We start from the raw sequence: 15,348 nt of genomic DNA on the forward strand, positions 1-15,348 counted from the left end.
GTCGAAACCGCTTCAGAACCAGGACCACATGCGGCGCGGTGCGTCCACGAGGCGGCTGACCGCCACCACCGGCAACGGCGGCTGCTCGGCCCGGTCCGGGCCGAGGCTCAGCGCGTAGTAGATCTGCTCGATGGACGGCGGTCCGACCGCGAGGTTGCGGCGGACCGCGCCCGACGGGGATTCCCGCCCGGCCCGCACGAGGTAGGCCGCGGCCATCGTCCCCGTACGGCCCACTCCCGCCCCGCAGTGCACGAACACCGGCCCCGGGGCCGCACCGACGACGCCCAGAAAGCGTCGTACCTGGTGCGGCGTCGGGGTCTGTCCGTCCCGCACGGGCAGCCGTACGACGTCCAGGCCCGCCCTGCGCGGCCCGGCGAGCCGCTCGGCGGACAGGTCCTCGGCGCGCAGGTCGACCACGGTGGTGAAGCCGAGCCGGGCCAGTTCCCGGTAGCCCTCGCGCGAGGGGGCGCCGCCGCGCCACAGCCCCCCTGCGGCGTCCACCGGCTGGAAGTGGTCGATTCCCCGCACCGGGTGGGTGCCTGCGGGCGGCGGTGTCTGTTCGCGCGCCCAGTACGACAGCGCGAGGATGCCGAGGGCGCCGGTGGCCCAGAGGGCGAGGTAGCAGATACCGAGGGCCGCGAGCGCGCGCGGCAGCGTCCGGCGCAGGGTGCGGCGGGAACGGGTCCCGCGCGGTGTGAGGCGGGGCGGCGGCGGGGCGAGGACAGCCATGGGCGACCCGGAGGCTCGGGGACGAGGCGCGCGTCGGCATCGTAACCCCGGGCGCCGGTAACGGGCGGTGCGCTGGCGCCGACTACGGGCGGTGCCAGGGGTCGACTACGGGCGGGGCCGGGGGGTCGACAACGGTGGCGCCCGACCGCGCTCAGTCGTCGTCCGCGTCCGCGTCGCCGATACCGACCACCGTCAGGTGCGTACGGTCCAGGCCGGTGTCCTCCAGACAGCCGCGCAGGCGCATCCGGTCGTGGTTGCTCAGTGCGGGCCGGACCACTCCGGCGAAGAGGCCGTCGCCCAGCTCGCCGAGGCTGGCCCGGCTCAGCGGTGCGGACGTCGAGTCCCGGCAGCTTTCCCAGAGCTGGCGCGCGGCGAGCGACTGCCGTTCGGCGGTCATGTCCGTACCGCGCATGTCGACCCGCAGGAGCAGGGAGGTCGCCTCGGAGTCCGCGGCCTCCTCCTCGCGGGTCTGCGTGAGGTCGGCGAGCCCGACGACGAGCGCCGCCAGCAACGCGCTTGCGACCACGCCCGCGGCGAGTACGCGCAGGGTACGGCCGCGGTCCCGCCGGGCGCCGGGCCGCGGCAGGTCGTCCAGGTCGGTCCCGCCGTCCGGATCGGGGGCGGCCAGGACGGAGAGGCGCCCGGCCAGCCGCCGTTCCGCCATGGGGCGGGCCGTGGCGGACGCGATCCGCTGCACCAGCCAGGCGAGCCCGGAGAGCAGTACGCCGGTGACCATCAGGACCGGTACGAAGACGTAGGTGGGGCTGGTCGGTTCGTCGTCCAGCCAGCGGAACCGGTCCCCGCTCGGAGCCGTCGGGGCCTCCTTCTCCCGCAATCGCGCGAGGACGTCCTCCTGCCGCCGGTCGGCGTCGCGCATCCGCTCCTCGATCCGCGCGAGCCGCCCGAGCAGCACGATCCCGAGGAGCAGCACCTCGACGACGAGCAGCAGCACCCCGCACAGAATGGCTCGTTGCCACTGCCACCGGTAGAGATAGACGACGACGTACGTGCCGGCTCCGGCGGCCGCCGCGCCGCCGAAGAGGTAGGCGACGCGCCTCATCGGGTACCTCGGGTGGGTGCGGGTGCGGGTGCGGGTGCGGGTGTGGGGGCTGGCGCTGGTGGGGGTGCGGTCCCTTCCGGGGGCACGTCGCCGTCCGCGCGTACGTCCCCGTCCGTGTGTACGTCGCCGGTCGCGCGTACGTCACCGTCCGTGTGTACGTCGCCGGTCGCGCCGTCGATCGTGAGGCGGGAGTCTGCCGGGAATCGGCGTACGGCGTCCGTGGCCCCCACGACCGTGGGCAGACCGAACTCCCTTGCCAGAAGCGCCAGATGGGAGAGAGGGCTGCCGGTCTGCGCGACGAGTCCCGCGAGCCCGGGCAGCAGCGGGGCGAGCGCGGGGTCGAGGGTGCGGACGACGAGCACGGGGTCCGGTGGGCGTGGGCCGGTGCCGTCCCAGGCCGTCCCGGTGGCCCGGCCTCCGGACACGCCCTGTCCCTCGCGCCTGCCCGCGCCGCCGCCGCTGCTGTGGCCCGTGGTGCGCTCGGCGACCACCGTGCCGTTCTCCGCGAGCCGGAACGCGTCGGGCAGCGGTGCCGACACGGCCCTCGGCAGCCGCTCGCCGAAGTCACCGGGCAGGAAGCCGTGTTCGAGCGCGTCGACGAGTTCCGGCCAACGCAGCAGCGCCACTTTTGATCCGGCCGGAGCATGGGGCGGATCTCCGGTCACGGTCAGTCGCCGCGCGGCGTCCCGGACGAGCCGGACCTGCAGCTCCTGAACCCAGCGGACGCGCAGCCGCAGGGCCTCACGAGGGGGGAGTGAGGGTGTCGCCGGCCTGATGTGTCCGGCGTCCGCCCCTTCGGGGCCGGCAGGACTGGCGGGACTGGCGGCGGGGCGAGCGGGACTCGCCGGGAGTCTCAGGGGGCGGCTCAGGCTGGGAGCGGCCAAGGCCAGCACCACCGGTTGCGCGGCCACCACCTGGTGGTCGGGTACGCCGCGAGCACGCGCCTCCGCGAGGACGACGAGGGCCGTACCCGCGGCCGTACGAGATGAGGTGCTCAGAGCTGCTGTGTCCGGTGCCGCGCCCGGCGTCCTGTTCGTGGCCGTTGCCCGTGGCTCGGGCAGCAGCGCGCCGGCGAGGGCTTCCTGGGCGTGCAGGGAGACCAGGACGGTCCGGGTCCAGCGCAGGGCGGCGACGAGTTCGCGGCGGGTGAGCCGGTCCGGGGGCGGTGTCCCGGCGAGCCGACGGTCGACATCGGCGACGAGGTCCGTCGAGAGACCGGGCAGCGCCGCGGTCAGCCGGCCCACCCGCCACGCGGCGGCCAGCCTGCGGGCACCCGGCGCCGGATTGAGCAGCGCCGCCCATCGATGCCGTGGCGGGGCGGCGCCCAGCAGCCGCAGATCCGCCGCGGCCCGCCCGCCGACCGTCGTGACGACCGGCAACGCCCGCAGTTGCCGCCGTGGCGCGGTGCCCCCGATGTCGAGCGCGGTGGCCAGTCCCCGGGCCATGGGTGCCACCCACAAGTCCTGCTCCAGCGGCTCCAGTTGACCCGGCAGGGTCTCCGCGACCGGGCCGGGGCCGAGCAGCCGTGCCCCGCGCGCGGGCCGCGCCGCCATCGCCGTGATGGGCCGGCTCTGGAACAGCCACAGCCGCCCCGCCGCGTCGAACCCGAACTCGATGTCCTGCGGCCCGCCGAAGACCCCGCGCGCCTGCCGGGCCAGCCGCGCGAGTCGGCGCAGTTCGGCGGCCCCGAGCAGCTGTTCGGCGCCCGCGGGTCCGGTGCGCGACAAGCGGCCCCGACGGGTCAACCAGTAGGTGGTGCCCGGCTGTTCGCCGCTGACCAGTGAGTCGGGTCCGCCTCGCACCGCGCTCACCAGCATCCGGTCGGACCGCCCCTCCAGCGGATCGGCGCCGAACAGCACCCCTCCCACCCGGGCCGTGAGCATGGGCTGCACCAGCACGGCCATCGGCGCGACCGAGCCGTCCGGCCGGTGGGCCGAGTCGAGCACGGTCCGTACGGCCGCACGGAAGTCGTGCCAGCCCCGCACATCCAGCACGGACGCGAACTGGCCCGCAAGGGACGACTCCTGGGTGTCCTCCTGCGGCGACGAGGACCGTACGACGAGGGGGAGGGCACCACCGTCGGAGAGCCGCAGCCAGGCGCGGCGCAGCGTTTCGGAGTCCCCGTGGGCCGCCTGCCACGGTTCGTCGTGCCCCTGTCGGCCCCGCCGTGGATCGCCCTGTCTTGGTTCGTCCTTGTCGTCCGGCCCGCTGGACCGGGGCCCGCCGGTCCACGGCAGGACGAACCCCGGCAGCACGGGCAGTCCGGCCCGCGCCGCACGCGCGAGATGCGCCGCCTTGGAACCGGCGAGCACGACGCGCGTGGCCTGTGGATCGCTCAAGGGGACGGCGTACGCGGGACGGCGTGCGCCCCGTTCCTCCCCGTCGCACGCACCGTCTTCGTGACGTTCGTCAACCGTCGTCATCGAGCACCCTCCAGGACCGACCGCCAACAGGGGGGACGCGCGGGGGTGGCCCTGCGCCTGACGGCGGAACGAAGGATGGGGGCGGGTTCCTGCCGGACCGGCCGATGAAGCCGACCGATGAGACGGCCGCGTCAACAACGCGCCTCCTGAAACGATGATCCCACCGCGCGTTGCATCGCAGGCCGTCACAGGGTCGCCTTCCGGCCACCTGCCCGACGGCCCGTACGGATGCGGTCCCACCTCGGTCGGGCTCTGGGAAGAGAGCGGAGGCCTACGAAGGGGGCGGGGCCTGGAGGCGGCGGCGGGCCCTCGCCGGAGGTGGCGGGGGGCTTTACGGAGGCGGCGGGGCCTTTACGGAGGTGGCAGCGCGGCGCACAGCGCGTCCAGCGCGGCTCCGTAGGCATGCTCCGAAGGCGTGGCATAACCCACGACGAGGCCGTCCGGCGCGGTCATGGCCGCCTCCGGGTGCCGGAACTCCGCGAGCCCGTCCAGCGAGAGCCCCTGCCACACGGCGGCTTTCACCGCGGACCGCTCACTGCCGGGCGGCAACCGCAGCACCGCGTGGAGCCCGGCCGCGATCCCGGTGACCTCGACATGAGGCGCCTGCGCGGCGAGCGCCTCGACCAGCCGGTCCCGCCGCCTCCGGTACCGCTGCCGCATCCGCCGCACATGACGGTCGTACGAGCCCGACTCGACGAAGTCCGCGAGCGTCAACTGGTCCAGGACGCTCGCCCACGCCTCCCGATCGCCCTTCGCCACCAGTACGTCGTCGACGTACCGCTCGGGAAGGACCATCCAGCCCAGCCGCAACGCGGGCGACAGGCTCTTGCTGACCGAGCCGATATGGACGACCCGTTCCGGATCCAGGCCCTGCAGGGCTCCGACGGGCTTGCGGTCGTACCTGAACTCCCCGTCGTAGTCGTCCTCCAGAATCACCCCTCCACGCGCGCGTGCCCAGTCGACGACGGCGGCACGCCGTGCGGGATGCAAGGGCCCGCCCGTCGGGAACTGGTGCGCCGGCGTGAGCAGCACCGCCCGCTCCCCGCCGAGGTCACCGACCCGGGCGCCGTCCTCGTCGAGGGCCAGCGGGACGGTTCGTACTCCCGCCGCCGTCAACAGCTCCCGGTGGAAGGGGAGCCCGTACGCCTCGACGGCCAGGGAGCCCCGCAGCACCGCGGGGAAGAGCAGCCGCAGCGCGTGCGCGAACCCCGAACAGATCACGATCCGCCCCGGCTCGGTACGGACCCCACGCGCGCGTGCCAGATACTCCGCGAGCGCCTCCCGCAGCTCGGGCCGCCCCGCGGGATCACCGGGCCCGAACGCCTCCGTGGGAGCCCGCTGAAGAGCCCGCCGGTACGAGGCGAGCCAGGCGGTGCGCGGGAACGCCGACGCGTCCGGGGTGCCCTGCCGCAGGTCGTGCCGCGGCCCACGCGCGCGTGGAGGGGCTTTTCTCGGTACGCGCCCCTTGGCGCCCGGCGGTTCGGCCCGCTCGGCGACCCTGGTCCCCGAACCCTGGCGCGCCGTGAGCCAGCCCTCCGCGACCAGCTCGGCGTAGGCGTCGGCCACCGTGTTGCGTACGACTCCGAGGTCGGCGGCGAGCGAACGGTACGGCGGGAGACGGGTGCCCGGAGCGAGCCGCCCGCTGCGGATCGCCTCGCGCAGCGCATGGATCAGGGCGGCACGGCGACCACCCGGACCGGACAGTTCCAGATGCAGATCGACGCCGATGCGCTCCGCCGAATTGACCCATGAATCTGTCATGGAAATGCACCCTACTGTGGGTCGCTGACACTCATAGATTCATCTGCATGACGACGAACACGATGGCCCCGATCGACGCGAGCACCTCCGGGGTGGCCGAAAATGTCCGCCTCGACTTCGCGAAGTCCGCTCCCAAGGTCTTCCGCGCCCTCATCGGCTTCGACGCCGCGGCCCGTGAAGGGCTGGACCCCGCCCTCGTCGAGCTGATCCAGATACGCGCCTCGCATCTCAACCACTGCGCGTACTGCCTCCACATGCACACCAACGACGCCCGCAAGGCAGGCGAGAGCGAGGACCGGCTGCACATGGTCGCGGTGTGGCGCGAGGTCCCGCACTTCTTCTCCGCGCGGGAACGGGCGGCCCTCGCACTGACGGAGGCGGTCACCCTGGTCGCGGCCGACGGCGTACCGGACGACGTCTACGCCGAGGCCGCCAAGCACTTCGACGACCGGGAACTGGCCCAGGTCCTGGCCCTGACCTTCGCGATCAACACCTGGAACCGCGTCGCCCTGTCGACGGCGAAGAGGGCGGGCACGGACCAGCGCTGAGCGTTGTCGGGGGAGAGGGGCGGGGCGGGGCTCGGTGGGCGTTGACGAGGGCTGGGGCTAGGCCGTCATGGGCCGGTCGTGCGGCCCGATGGGTGCGGGCAGCCGCGAGTCGCCCGTCAGCCGGCGGTCCACCGCTGCCGCCACCGCCCGGCCCTCGGCGATCGCCCACACGATGAGCGACTGGCCGCGCGCCGCGTCCCCGGCGGCGTACACCCCCGGCACATTGGTCGCGAAGTCCGCGTCCCGGGTGATCGTGCCACGCGGGCCGAGGTCGAGGCCGAGCTGGTCGACGAGGCCGTCGGTGCGGTCTGGGCCCGAGAACCCGAGGGCCAGCAGTACGAGGTCGGCGGGGAGCACCCGCTCGCTGCCGGGACGCGGGCGGCGGTCGGCGTCGACCTCGACGAGGTGCAGCGAACTCACCCGGCCGGACGCGTCCCCCGTGAAGCGGAGCGTGGACGCCGCGAAGAGCCGGGCGTCCGCGTCCGCCGCGGGCGAGGTCTCCAGGGCCCCGGCCTCCTCGTGCGCGGCCGACAGCCGGTAGATCTTCGGATACACCGGCCACGGCTCGGAAGCCTCGTCGCGCTCCGCACCGGGCTGAGCGTAGATGTCCAGCTGGGTCACGGACTTCGCGCCCTCGCGCACCGCCGTACCCAGACAGTCGGCCCCGGTGTCGCCACCGCCGACGATCACGACATCCTTGCCCGCCGCCGACAACGGAGACGCCTCCAGATCCCCCTCGCACACCCGATTGGCCAGCGGCAGATACTCCATCGCCTGATGGATACCGCTCAACTCCCTCCCCTCCACAGTCAGTTCACGCCACGCCGTGGCGCCCACGGCGAGTACGACCGCGTCGTGGCGCGCCCGCAGCTCGGCCGCCCCGATGTCCCGGCCGACGGCCGTCGACGTACGGAACTTCGTACCCTCCGCCCGCATCTGCGTGATCCGTTGCTCCAGATGCCGCTTCTCCATCTTGAACTCGGGGATGCCGTACCGCATCAGCCCGCCGATCCGGTCGTCGCGCTCGTACACGACGACGGTGTGCCCGGCCCGGGTCAGCTGCTGCGCCGCCGCCAGCCCCGTCGGACCCGAGCCGATCACCGCGACGGTCCGCCCCGACAACCGGTCCGGCGGCTGCGGCGGCGCGAACCCGTCCGCCCAGGCCCGGTCGGCGATGGCCACCTCGACGTTCTTGATGGTGACCGCGGGCTGGTTGATCGCCAGCACACAGCCCGCCTCGCACGGCGCGGGGCACAGCCGCCCGGTGAACTCGGGAAAATTGTTCGTCGCGTGCAACCGGTCGCTCGCCCCACGCCAGTCGTCGCGCGCGACCAGGTCGTTCCACTCGGGGATCAGATTGCCCAGCGGACAGGCGTCGTGACAGAAGGGGATGCCGCAGTCCATGCACCGGTCGGCCTGTGTCCGGACGATCGGCAGCAGCGCCCCGGGGACGTACACCTCGTCCCAGTCACGGACCCGGTCCTCGACGGGCCGACGCGGCCATTCCTCGCGGGAGGAGTTCAGGAAACCCTTGGGATCGGCCATGGCCGTCTCCCTCACGTACACGCACGGGGCCCCGTACGGCGCTCGCCACCGTCTACGACTCCATCCTGTCCGACGCCGTCGTCGGGGCGGTGGGCCGCGAGGCCTGTTGGCAGACTCTTCCCGCCACGATACGACTCCGCGGCCGCGTCCGCCCCAGCTGGACGCCGCACCCGTGCCCTCAGGTCAGCGCCAGCACGTACAGGACGGTTCCGGCCGACGCGGCGACCATCCGTATGTGGTTCCACATCGACCACTCGCTCACATACGTGGGCCAGTACGCGATGGCCTCCGGGGTGCCGGGGTCCATCTCGGCCAGCTTGTTGTTCCGCGGGACGTTCGCCGCGATAGTGACCCCGAAGCAGCCGAACAGATACAGCGCGCTGCCCAGCAGCAGTTCCACCGTGCCCTCCTCGGGCCACAGCACGAAGGTGACCACCGCGATCACGGCACACAGCGCGGCCGACCCGATGAACACAACCATGAAGGCCGGCGTCAGCGCGGTCACATTGATCGCCTGCATCGCCGCGACACCCTGCGCAGGCGGCAACGAGGCCAGTCCCTTCATCACGAACGTCGAGAACGCGCAGAACGCCCCGGCCACCAGCCCGGTGCCGAGCACGCCCACCACGGTGAGCACGAAGTACGGTCCCTCGATCATGGCAACTCCCGCGTAAGCAGAACCACTGGTCAACAACTCGCGCACCGTTCCCGAAACCATGAGGGCCGGACCACCCCGAACCTCAGGATCCTGCCCGGCGCCCCCTGTCACCACAAGTGAAATGCCGGACGGTGAGGGCGGCCATGGCCGAAGTGCTCGACACCATGTCCAGGCGTCTCGGACCCGCCGCCGTCAGCCGTCCTCCCCCTCCCCGGTCGGCCCGCCCTCGCGCCAGTCCGCCAGCGTCGCCTCGACCGCGGAGGCGATCCGGCGGCGGGCCTCGTGGCGCGCCACACCGCTCATCAACAACTCGTCGTACGGAGTCTCCGTGTGCCGCACGGCCGCGCGCACCGCCGAGACCACCGCGGCTTCGGACAGCGCCCGCCCGGCGGCGCTGCGCCCCACCCGCCCGCTGCCCCGCACCGAGGCGTGCGCGGCGATCGCGTACGCCCGGCCGGTCGGACAGCCGGGAAACAGCTGCCGGATGTTCCGCGCGAACGCGTCCGTGAACCGCACATCCTCGACGGCCCGCCGCCGCGCGTCCCGCAGTCTGCGCCGCCGTCTCGCCTCCGCGTCCGCCAGGCACCGCTCCTCCGCCCGAGCGAGTGCCGCCTCCTCGACCAGCACCCCCTGCCGCTCGTACCGGCTGCGCCGCCGGTTGAACCGCACCACGACCGCGGACAGCCCGCTCTCCTCCCGCGACCTCCGCGTCAACGCCGTGTCACCGCGGGGCAGGAACACCAGATGCCCGAGGTCGGCGCAGTCGAGGCATCTCGGCGCCCCCTCCTCCATGACCAGCAGCGGGAGCGGCCCACGCCCGCACTCGCCGCAGTGCCGTCTCTTCAACGGCTGGACGACGAGAGGCCCGGTACGGGACGGGGGAGTAGCCATGGTCGCCATGGGCGGTTCCTTCCCGAACGACACCCGCCTGTACGCCGACACGCGCACCCCTTCTCCTCTCGCCGCCGCACCGCCCGTCACGCCCACCCGATGCCGTCGAACGGCTCCGCACGGGCACGCGGTCGCCGTACAGGTGTGCCCGCGCGGCATCATGGGCCGTGTGCGACTCGAAGCGATCACCTGGGACCGGCTCGGCGACCTCATCGCCGAGCGCCTGCTCGAACTGAAGCCGGCCGACGGCAGCCCCTGGCCGCGCATCGCCTTCGACGGGGCCCCGGCGGCCCACCCCGGTGACCTTGCCGAACGCGTCGCCGAGGCCCTTCGCCCACGCGGTCGCTCCGCCCTGGTCGTCGGCACGGAAGGCTATCTGCGGCCCGCCTCGCTCCGCTTCGAGTACGGCCGCCAGGACGTGGACACCTACTACGACGGCTGGTTCGACACCGGCGCCCTGTGGCGAGAGGTCTTCGGCCCCCTGGAACCCGGCGGTGACGGGCGTGTCCTGCCCGACCTCCTGGACCCGGCGACCGACCGCGCCACCCGTTCCCCATACGTCCAACTCCCTCCCAACGCGCTGCTGTTGCTGCACGGGCCGCTGCTCCTGCACCACTGGTTCCCCTTCGACTTCACCGTCCATGTACGGCTCTCACCGGCCGCGCTGCGCCGCCGCACCCCGCAGGACGAGCACTGGACGCTCCCCGCGTTCGAGCGGTACGAGACCGACACGTCTCCGGGCGACACGGCCGATGTCCTGGTCCGGGCGGACGACCCGCGCCATCCGGCATGGAACGGCTCAAGAGAGGCGTGAGGCGTGAGGCGTGAGCCATGAGCGACGGGCGGGGCGGGGACGTCAGGCCGAAGCCGGGGCCGTCCGGGTGCGTATCTCCGCGTACCCGGCGAGAATGTAGGGCGCCGGGACTAGCGGTGCGTCTCCGCGCCGCGCCGGCCGTCCGGCACCGGGAGGTACTACATGACCACCGCCGGAGACATCATGCACCGCGGCGCCCAGTGGATCCCCGCCCACGAGACCCTGGACCGGGCGGCACAGCTGATGCGTGAACTCAAAGTGGGCGCCCTGCCCATCAGCGACGAGAACGAACGGCTCTGCGGCATCCTCACGGACCGCGACATCGTGATCGGCTGCGTGGCCATGGGGCATGACCCCGCTCGTGTCACCGCGGGCGAGATGGCCAAGGGCACCCCGCGCTGGATCGACGCGGACGCCGACGTCAGCGACGTACTCGGTGAAATGCAGGAACATCAGATCCGTCGCCTCCCTGTGATCGAGAACAAGCGCCTGGTCGGAATGATCAGCGAGGCCGATCTGGCCTCGCACCTGACGGACGGACAACTCGCGAGCTGGGTCGAGAGCGTCTACGCGAAGAGCGACTCGCGCTGAGGAGAGGGACGCCGCGACAGCGGACACCGACGCCTCCGTGCCCTACGGGCACACCGTGAACTCCCGCTCGTCCGGCGAGCCGTGCCGGACGAGCGCGGTCACAGCCAGCCGTTCCGCTTGAACCCCCGGTAGAGGGTGAAGCACGCGACGGCGATCACGCCGACCGCCAAGGGATACCCGAACTTCCAGTGCAGCTCCGGCATGTGCTCGAAGTTCATGCCGTAGACACCGCAGACCATCGTCGGCACGGCGATCAGCGCGGCCCACGCCGTGATCTTCCGCATGTCCTCGTTCTGCGCCACGCTCACCTGCGCGAGGTGCGCCTGCAGGATCGAGTTGAGCAGTTCGTCGAAGGCGGCTATCTGCTCGGCGGCCCGCAGCTGGTGGTCGGAGACGTCCCGGAAGTAGGCCTGTATCTCCGGGTCGATCACCCGTATCGGCCGCGTGGCCAGATCCATGATGGGCCGGCCCAGCGGGACCACCGCCCGCTTCAGTTCCAGGAGTTCACGCTTGAGCTGGTAGATGTGCCCGGGGTCGGCCCGTGCGCCGTCCGCCGCGAACACGGCCGTCTCGACCTCGTCGATGTCCTCCTGCACGGAGGCCGTGACATTCAGATAGTCGTCCACCACATGGTCCGCGATCGCGTGCAGTACGGCGGCCGGCCCCTTGGAGAGCTGCTGGGGGTTGGCTTCCAGCTCCTCGCGCAGCGGGCCCAGCGAACCGTGTCGACCGTGACGGACCGTCACCACGAAGTCCCGGCCGACGAACACCATGATCTCGCCGGTGTTCACCACTTCGCTGGTCGCGGTCAGTTCGGTGTGCTCGACATAGCAGACCGTCTTGAACACCGCGAACAGCGTGTCGCCGTACCGCTCCAGCTTCGGGCGCTGGTGGGCGTCGACCGCGTCCTCGACCGCCAGCGGGTGCAGGTCGAAGAGCTCGGCGATGCCCGCGAACTCCACCTCCGTCGGCTCGTGCAGCCCGAGCCAGACGAAACCGCCGTCGGCCTTGCGGACCCGCTCCACCGTCTCGACCAGATCGCGGCCGGCGGGGACCCTGGCCCCTTCCTCGTACGCCACGCAGTTCACCACCGCGGAGCCCAGCGGTGACCGGGCGGGGTGGCTCAGGTCGACACGGGCACGCCGTCGTGTCAGCCGTGCCACTTTGCGCAGGCCGCCGACCTTGCTCAGGCCCGTGACCTTCCGCAGATTCCCTGCCATGGACATCTGGATCTCCTTGCGTGGATCTCCTCGCGCCGCACTCTGCGCCTTGCCGCGGCCAGTCTGCCAGGATTGTTTCGACGGCCGGTTCGGCCTGTGGGAACGGAACATTCCGCTCCGGAAACCGGTGGTCGGGGCGGTGTGAAGTCGTCTCCGGCGGCGCGGGCCCCCGCACGCGAAGAGTCCACGCCGGGAGCGTCGCCCCTCGGAGAAAAGCCTGACAAATGGGATGATCGGGGCATGACGCGAACCGACGGACACCTCCTCGACAACCGCCCGCCCGGGGCGGGGCAGCGATTCGACGCCCTCGCCGCTCTCTTCGACCCCACGACCTTCCGGCACATGGAACGGTTCGGCATCGGATCCGGCTGGCGCTGCTGGGAGGTGGGAGCGGGCGGCATGTCGGTGGTGTCCTGGCTCGCCAAGAGAGTCGGGCCCACCGGCCGGGTCCTCGCGACCGACCTCGACATCTCCTGGGCACCCCTGGCCGTGCGGCCGCCGATTCAGCTGCGCGTCCACGACGTGGGCGTCGACGAGCCGCCGGCGGAGGGTTTCGACCTCGTGCACGCCCGGCTCGTTCTCGCCGATGTCCCGGACAGGGAGCGGGCGTTGCGCACGATGATCAGGGCTCTGCGGCCCGGCGGCCGGCTCCTGGTCGAGGACGCGGACCCCACCCTGCAGCCGCTGGCCTGCCCGGACGAGCAGGGTCCCGAGCAGCAGCTGGCCAACCGGGTGCGCCATGCGATGCGCGACGTGCTCGCCGAGCGGGGCGCCGAACTCTCGTACGGGCGGCGGCTTCCCCGGCTGCTCCGCGAGGCCGGACTGCGGCAGGTCGAGGCGGACGCGTACTTCCCGCTCACCGCGCCCGCCTGCGGGGCCCTGGAGTCCGCGACGGTCGGCCAGGTCCGCGATCAGCTCGTCACGGCGGGCCTCGTCACCGACCAGGACATCGACCGGCACCTCGCGAACGTGGCCGCGGGCGGCATGGACCTGGCCACGGCACCGCTGATCTCGGCATGGGGGCGCAAGGTGTAGTGCCGTGCGACGGGGATGTCGCGCAGCGGCGGTGAGGGAGTGCGGGGTGTGGGTGCGGGTGCGGCGGTGCGAGGGCTCGGAGGTCGGGCTTATGCCTTCGCGCCCGGTGCGCTCGGTGCGTCCGGCGCCTCTGCGGTCCGTCCGTGCGGCCTGCCGCCCACCTGTTCCACCGCCCGCGCCCCGGCCCGGCATCCCTCCGCTGCCGCCTCCTCCGGTCGGCCGCCCGCGAGCAGGGCGGCCAGGAAGGCTCCCGTGAAGGCGTCGCCGGCGCCCGTGGTGTCGACAGGAGTCGCCGCTTCCGCCGGAACCCGGGCCCGAACCGTCCCCGACCGGGCGACAAGGGCTCCGGCATCGCCCTGCTTGACCACCACCAGCGGAAAGTGGCGGCTCAGCTTGGCCGCCGCGTCCGCCGTATCGGGCAGACCTGTCAGCAGACGGGCCTCGTCCCGGCTCGGCAGCAGGACGTCGACCCCCTCGGCGAGCGAGAGGAAACGGTCCACTCCCAGTTCGGCGAGGAAACCCGACGACGCCGGATCCACGCTCACCGGTACTCCACGCGCGCGTGCCGACTCCACCGCCGCCGACACCAGCGCCCGGCACGGCTCGGAGAAGAACAGATACCCCGACAGATGCAGCCGTGCGACACCGTCGAGCAGCGCGGGCGACCAGTCGTCGGCGTCCAGACGCAAGGAAGCGCCGCTGTCCGTGAGGAAGGTGCGTTCCGCCGAGGCACCCGCGTCCACCAGGCAGATCACCGTCCCCGTCGGTGCCCGTGGGTCGACGACCAGGAGGGGACGCACCCCACAGGCCACCAGCGCCCGCTCGTGCCACGCTGCCGAGTCGGCGCCCACCCGGCCGAGAAACCGCACCTGCGTACCGGCTCGACGGGCCGCCCAGCACGCCACGTTGGCGCCCGCACCGCCCGGCACGGTCCGTACGGCCGCGGCGGTGTCGGTGCCCGGGGCGAGCGGTCCGCGATGCCGGGCGACGACGTCGGTGATGACGTCACCGACGACAAGAAGAGCCCCGCCGGAACCGCCCGCTCCCGTCACACCTGTGCCCAGGCCGCCGCGATCCGCCCCGCGAGCCGTACGTTGCCGCGTACGGCCGCCAGATTGGCCTCAAGCGACGCCCCGTCGGTGTGGCGCACCAGGTGGTCGAGCAGGAACGGCGTGACCGCCTGGCCGCTCACACCCTCCGCCTCGCACGCGTGCAGCGCGTCGGCGAGCACGCGCGCGTGCAGTGCAGGGTCCAACTGCTGCGCCTGGGGCACGGGATTGGCGACGATCAGTGCCGCCGCCGGCCCGTCCAGCGTGTCCTGCGCGCGCATGACGCCCGCGACCTCGCCCGGCGACTCCAGCGTCCACTCCACCGGGTGTCCGGAGTCCGAGAGATAGAAGCCGGGAAAACGGTCCGTGCCGTATCCCGCGACCGCGACGCCCAGCGTCTCCAGGCGCTGCAGCGTCGCAGGCACGTCCAGGATCGACTTTACTCCCGCGCACACCACGGTGATCCGGGTCCGTGCGAGGAGCCCCAGGTCGGCGGACTCGTCCTGCGTCAGTGTCCATTCCCGATGTACGCCTCCGAGGCCGCCCGTGGCGAACACCCGCACCCCGGCCTGCGCGGCCAGCAGGGCCGTCGCCGACACCGTGGTCGCCCCGCTGGCCCCGGTGGCGATCGCCAGGGGCAGATCGCGATGTCCCAGCTTGCGGATGCCGTCCTCGTTGGCGATCCGCTCCACCTGCTCCTTGTCGAGGCCCACCCGGGGCTGCCCGTCGAGCACGGCGATCGTCGCCGGAACGGCGCCCTCCTGGCGTACGGCGTCCTCCAGCTCCAGCGCTATCTGGAGATTGCGCGGACGCGGCAGCCCGTGCGCGATGATCGTGGACTCCAGCGCCACCACGGGCCGACCCGTGGCGAGCGCCTCCCGAACCTCTTCGGACACCATCAGCACGCGCGTGCCTCCTGTCTGTCGGTTCTCCTCTCATCCCTGGCGGGCGGCGCGCCCGGCCAAACCCCCGCACGCACGCGAGGTGCGAAAAGGGGTGCCCACGCGCGCGTGGACACCCCTTA

14 protein-coding genes are annotated in these 15,348 nt (G+C 72.8%); 4 read left to right on the forward strand and 10 right to left on the reverse strand.

Going from position 1 to position 15,348, the window contains the following annotated elements; all coding sequences use genetic code 11:
* Positions 1-12: 12 nt before the first annotated feature.
* From J8N05_RS16665 to pdxR, 4 genes are all read right to left on the reverse strand, one after another.
* Positions 13-729 carry a fused DSP-PTPase phosphatase/NAD kinase-like protein gene (locus tag J8N05_RS16665; protein ID WP_210883641.1) on the reverse strand — a complete coding sequence of 239 codons (717 nt, stop codon included), beginning with the start codon at positions 727-729 and terminating at the stop codon, positions 13-15.
* A gap of 151 nt (positions 730-880) precedes the next feature.
* The gene (locus J8N05_RS16670; RefSeq protein WP_210883642.1) at positions 881-1,789 is read right to left on the reverse strand and encodes a hypothetical protein; all 909 of its coding nucleotides are present in this window, start codon (positions 1,787-1,789) and stop codon (positions 881-883) included.
* Positions 1,786-4,128 (reverse strand): PEP/pyruvate-binding domain-containing protein, encoded by a 2,343-nt coding sequence (locus J8N05_RS16675; RefSeq protein WP_247706303.1) that lies wholly within the window; start codon positions 4,126-4,128, stop codon positions 1,786-1,788. The genes J8N05_RS16670 and J8N05_RS16675 overlap by 4 nt, the downstream gene beginning before the upstream one ends.
* Before the next feature lie 435 nt (positions 4,129-4,563).
* Complete coding sequence (gene pdxR, locus J8N05_RS16680; protein WP_210883644.1) at positions 4,564-5,973, reverse strand: MocR-like pyridoxine biosynthesis transcription factor PdxR; 1,410 nt, start codon at positions 5,971-5,973, stop codon at positions 4,564-4,566.
* A gap of 47 nt (positions 5,974-6,020) precedes the next feature.
* Here pdxR and J8N05_RS16685 point away from each other — a divergent pair, with 47 nt between their 5' ends.
* Positions 6,021-6,521, forward strand: a complete 501-nt coding sequence (locus tag J8N05_RS16685) for a carboxymuconolactone decarboxylase family protein (RefSeq protein ID WP_210883646.1) — start codon at positions 6,021-6,023, stop codon at positions 6,519-6,521.
* 57 nt (positions 6,522-6,578) lie between these two features.
* Here the strand turns inward: J8N05_RS16685 and J8N05_RS16690 are convergent, their stop codons facing one another.
* The 3 genes from J8N05_RS16690 to J8N05_RS16700 form a co-directional block, all read right to left on the reverse strand.
* Positions 6,579-8,066: a glutamate synthase subunit beta gene (locus tag J8N05_RS16690; RefSeq protein WP_210883648.1), complete on the reverse strand. Its 1,488-nt coding sequence runs from the start codon at positions 8,064-8,066 to the stop codon at positions 6,579-6,581.
* Between the two features lie 178 nt (positions 8,067-8,244).
* Entirely contained in the window at positions 8,245-8,724 is a 480-nt protein-coding gene (locus J8N05_RS16695) for an anthrone oxygenase family protein (RefSeq protein ID WP_210883649.1), read from the reverse strand.
* Between the two features lie 192 nt (positions 8,725-8,916).
* The gene (locus tag J8N05_RS16700) at positions 8,917-9,624 is read right to left on the reverse strand and encodes a DUF2293 domain-containing protein (RefSeq protein WP_210883651.1); all 708 of its coding nucleotides are present in this window, start codon (positions 9,622-9,624) and stop codon (positions 8,917-8,919) included.
* 151 nt (positions 9,625-9,775) lie between these two features.
* Here J8N05_RS16700 and J8N05_RS16705 point away from each other — a divergent pair, with 151 nt between their 5' ends.
* Both J8N05_RS16705 and J8N05_RS16710 read left to right on the forward strand, forming a co-directional pair.
* On the forward strand, positions 9,776-10,429 hold the full coding sequence (locus tag J8N05_RS16705) for a nucleoside/nucleotide kinase family protein (protein WP_210890219.1): 654 nt from the start codon (positions 9,776-9,778) through the stop codon (positions 10,427-10,429).
* Positions 10,430-10,591: 162 nt separating this feature from the next.
* Positions 10,592-11,020, forward strand: a complete 429-nt coding sequence (locus J8N05_RS16710; protein WP_210883652.1) for a CBS domain-containing protein — start codon at positions 10,592-10,594, stop codon at positions 11,018-11,020.
* A gap of 98 nt (positions 11,021-11,118) precedes the next feature.
* Here the strand turns inward: J8N05_RS16710 and J8N05_RS16715 are convergent, their stop codons facing one another.
* Complete coding sequence (locus tag J8N05_RS16715) at positions 11,119-12,246, reverse strand: magnesium and cobalt transport protein CorA (RefSeq protein ID WP_210883653.1); 1,128 nt, start codon at positions 12,244-12,246, stop codon at positions 11,119-11,121.
* A gap of 234 nt (positions 12,247-12,480) precedes the next feature.
* Between J8N05_RS16715 and J8N05_RS16720 the strand changes: the two genes are divergently transcribed.
* Positions 12,481-13,275: a methyltransferase domain-containing protein gene (locus J8N05_RS16720; RefSeq protein WP_210883654.1), complete on the forward strand. Its 795-nt coding sequence runs from the start codon at positions 12,481-12,483 to the stop codon at positions 13,273-13,275.
* An 89-nt stretch (positions 13,276-13,364) separates the two neighbouring features.
* Here J8N05_RS16720 and J8N05_RS16725 read toward each other — a convergent pair whose 3' ends face one another.
* Both J8N05_RS16725 and J8N05_RS16730 read right to left on the reverse strand, forming a co-directional pair.
* Positions 13,365-14,327, reverse strand: a complete 963-nt coding sequence (locus J8N05_RS16725; protein ID WP_308286802.1) for a carbohydrate kinase family protein — start codon at positions 14,325-14,327, stop codon at positions 13,365-13,367.
* Positions 14,324-15,223 carry a pseudouridine-5'-phosphate glycosidase gene (locus tag J8N05_RS16730; RefSeq protein ID WP_210890220.1) on the reverse strand — a complete coding sequence of 300 codons (900 nt, stop codon included), beginning with the start codon at positions 15,221-15,223 and terminating at the stop codon, positions 14,324-14,326. The genes J8N05_RS16725 and J8N05_RS16730 overlap by 4 nt, the downstream gene beginning before the upstream one ends.
* Between the last annotated feature and the right edge of the window lie 125 nt (positions 15,224-15,348).

The organism is Streptomyces liliiviolaceus, assembly GCF_018070025.1.
Lineage (GTDB): Bacteria > Actinomycetota > Actinomycetes > Streptomycetales > Streptomycetaceae > Streptomyces > Streptomyces liliiviolaceus.

Coding starts and splice junctions, on each gene's coding strand:
- J8N05_RS16665 (WP_210883641.1), bottom strand. CDS start 729: ATGGCTGTCCTCGCCCCGCCGCCGCCCCGCCTCACACCGCGCGGGACC.
- J8N05_RS16670 (WP_210883642.1), bottom strand. CDS start 1,789: ATGAGGCGCGTCGCCTACCTCTTCGGCGGCGCGGCGGCCGCCGGAGCC.
- pdxR (WP_210883644.1), bottom strand. CDS start 5,973: ATGACAGATTCATGGGTCAATTCGGCGGAGCGCATCGGCGTCGATCTG.
- J8N05_RS16685 (WP_210883646.1), top strand. CDS start 6,021: ATGACGACGAACACGATGGCCCCGATCGACGCGAGCACCTCCGGGGTG.
- J8N05_RS16690 (WP_210883648.1), bottom strand. CDS start 8,066: ATGGCCGATCCCAAGGGTTTCCTGAACTCCTCCCGCGAGGAATGGCCG.
- J8N05_RS16695 (WP_210883649.1), bottom strand. CDS start 8,724: ATGATCGAGGGACCGTACTTCGTGCTCACCGTGGTGGGCGTGCTCGGC.
- J8N05_RS16700 (WP_210883651.1), bottom strand. CDS start 9,624: ATGGCGACCATGGCTACTCCCCCGTCCCGTACCGGGCCTCTCGTCGTC.
- J8N05_RS16705 (WP_210890219.1), top strand. CDS start 9,776: ATGGGCCGTGTGCGACTCGAAGCGATCACCTGGGACCGGCTCGGCGAC.
- J8N05_RS16710 (WP_210883652.1), top strand. CDS start 10,592: ATGACCACCGCCGGAGACATCATGCACCGCGGCGCCCAGTGGATCCCC.
- J8N05_RS16715 (WP_210883653.1), bottom strand. CDS start 12,246: ATGTCCATGGCAGGGAATCTGCGGAAGGTCACGGGCCTGAGCAAGGTC.
- J8N05_RS16720 (WP_210883654.1), top strand. CDS start 12,481: ATGACGCGAACCGACGGACACCTCCTCGACAACCGCCCGCCCGGGGCG.
- J8N05_RS16730 (WP_210890220.1), bottom strand. CDS start 15,223: ATGGTGTCCGAAGAGGTTCGGGAGGCGCTCGCCACGGGTCGGCCCGTG.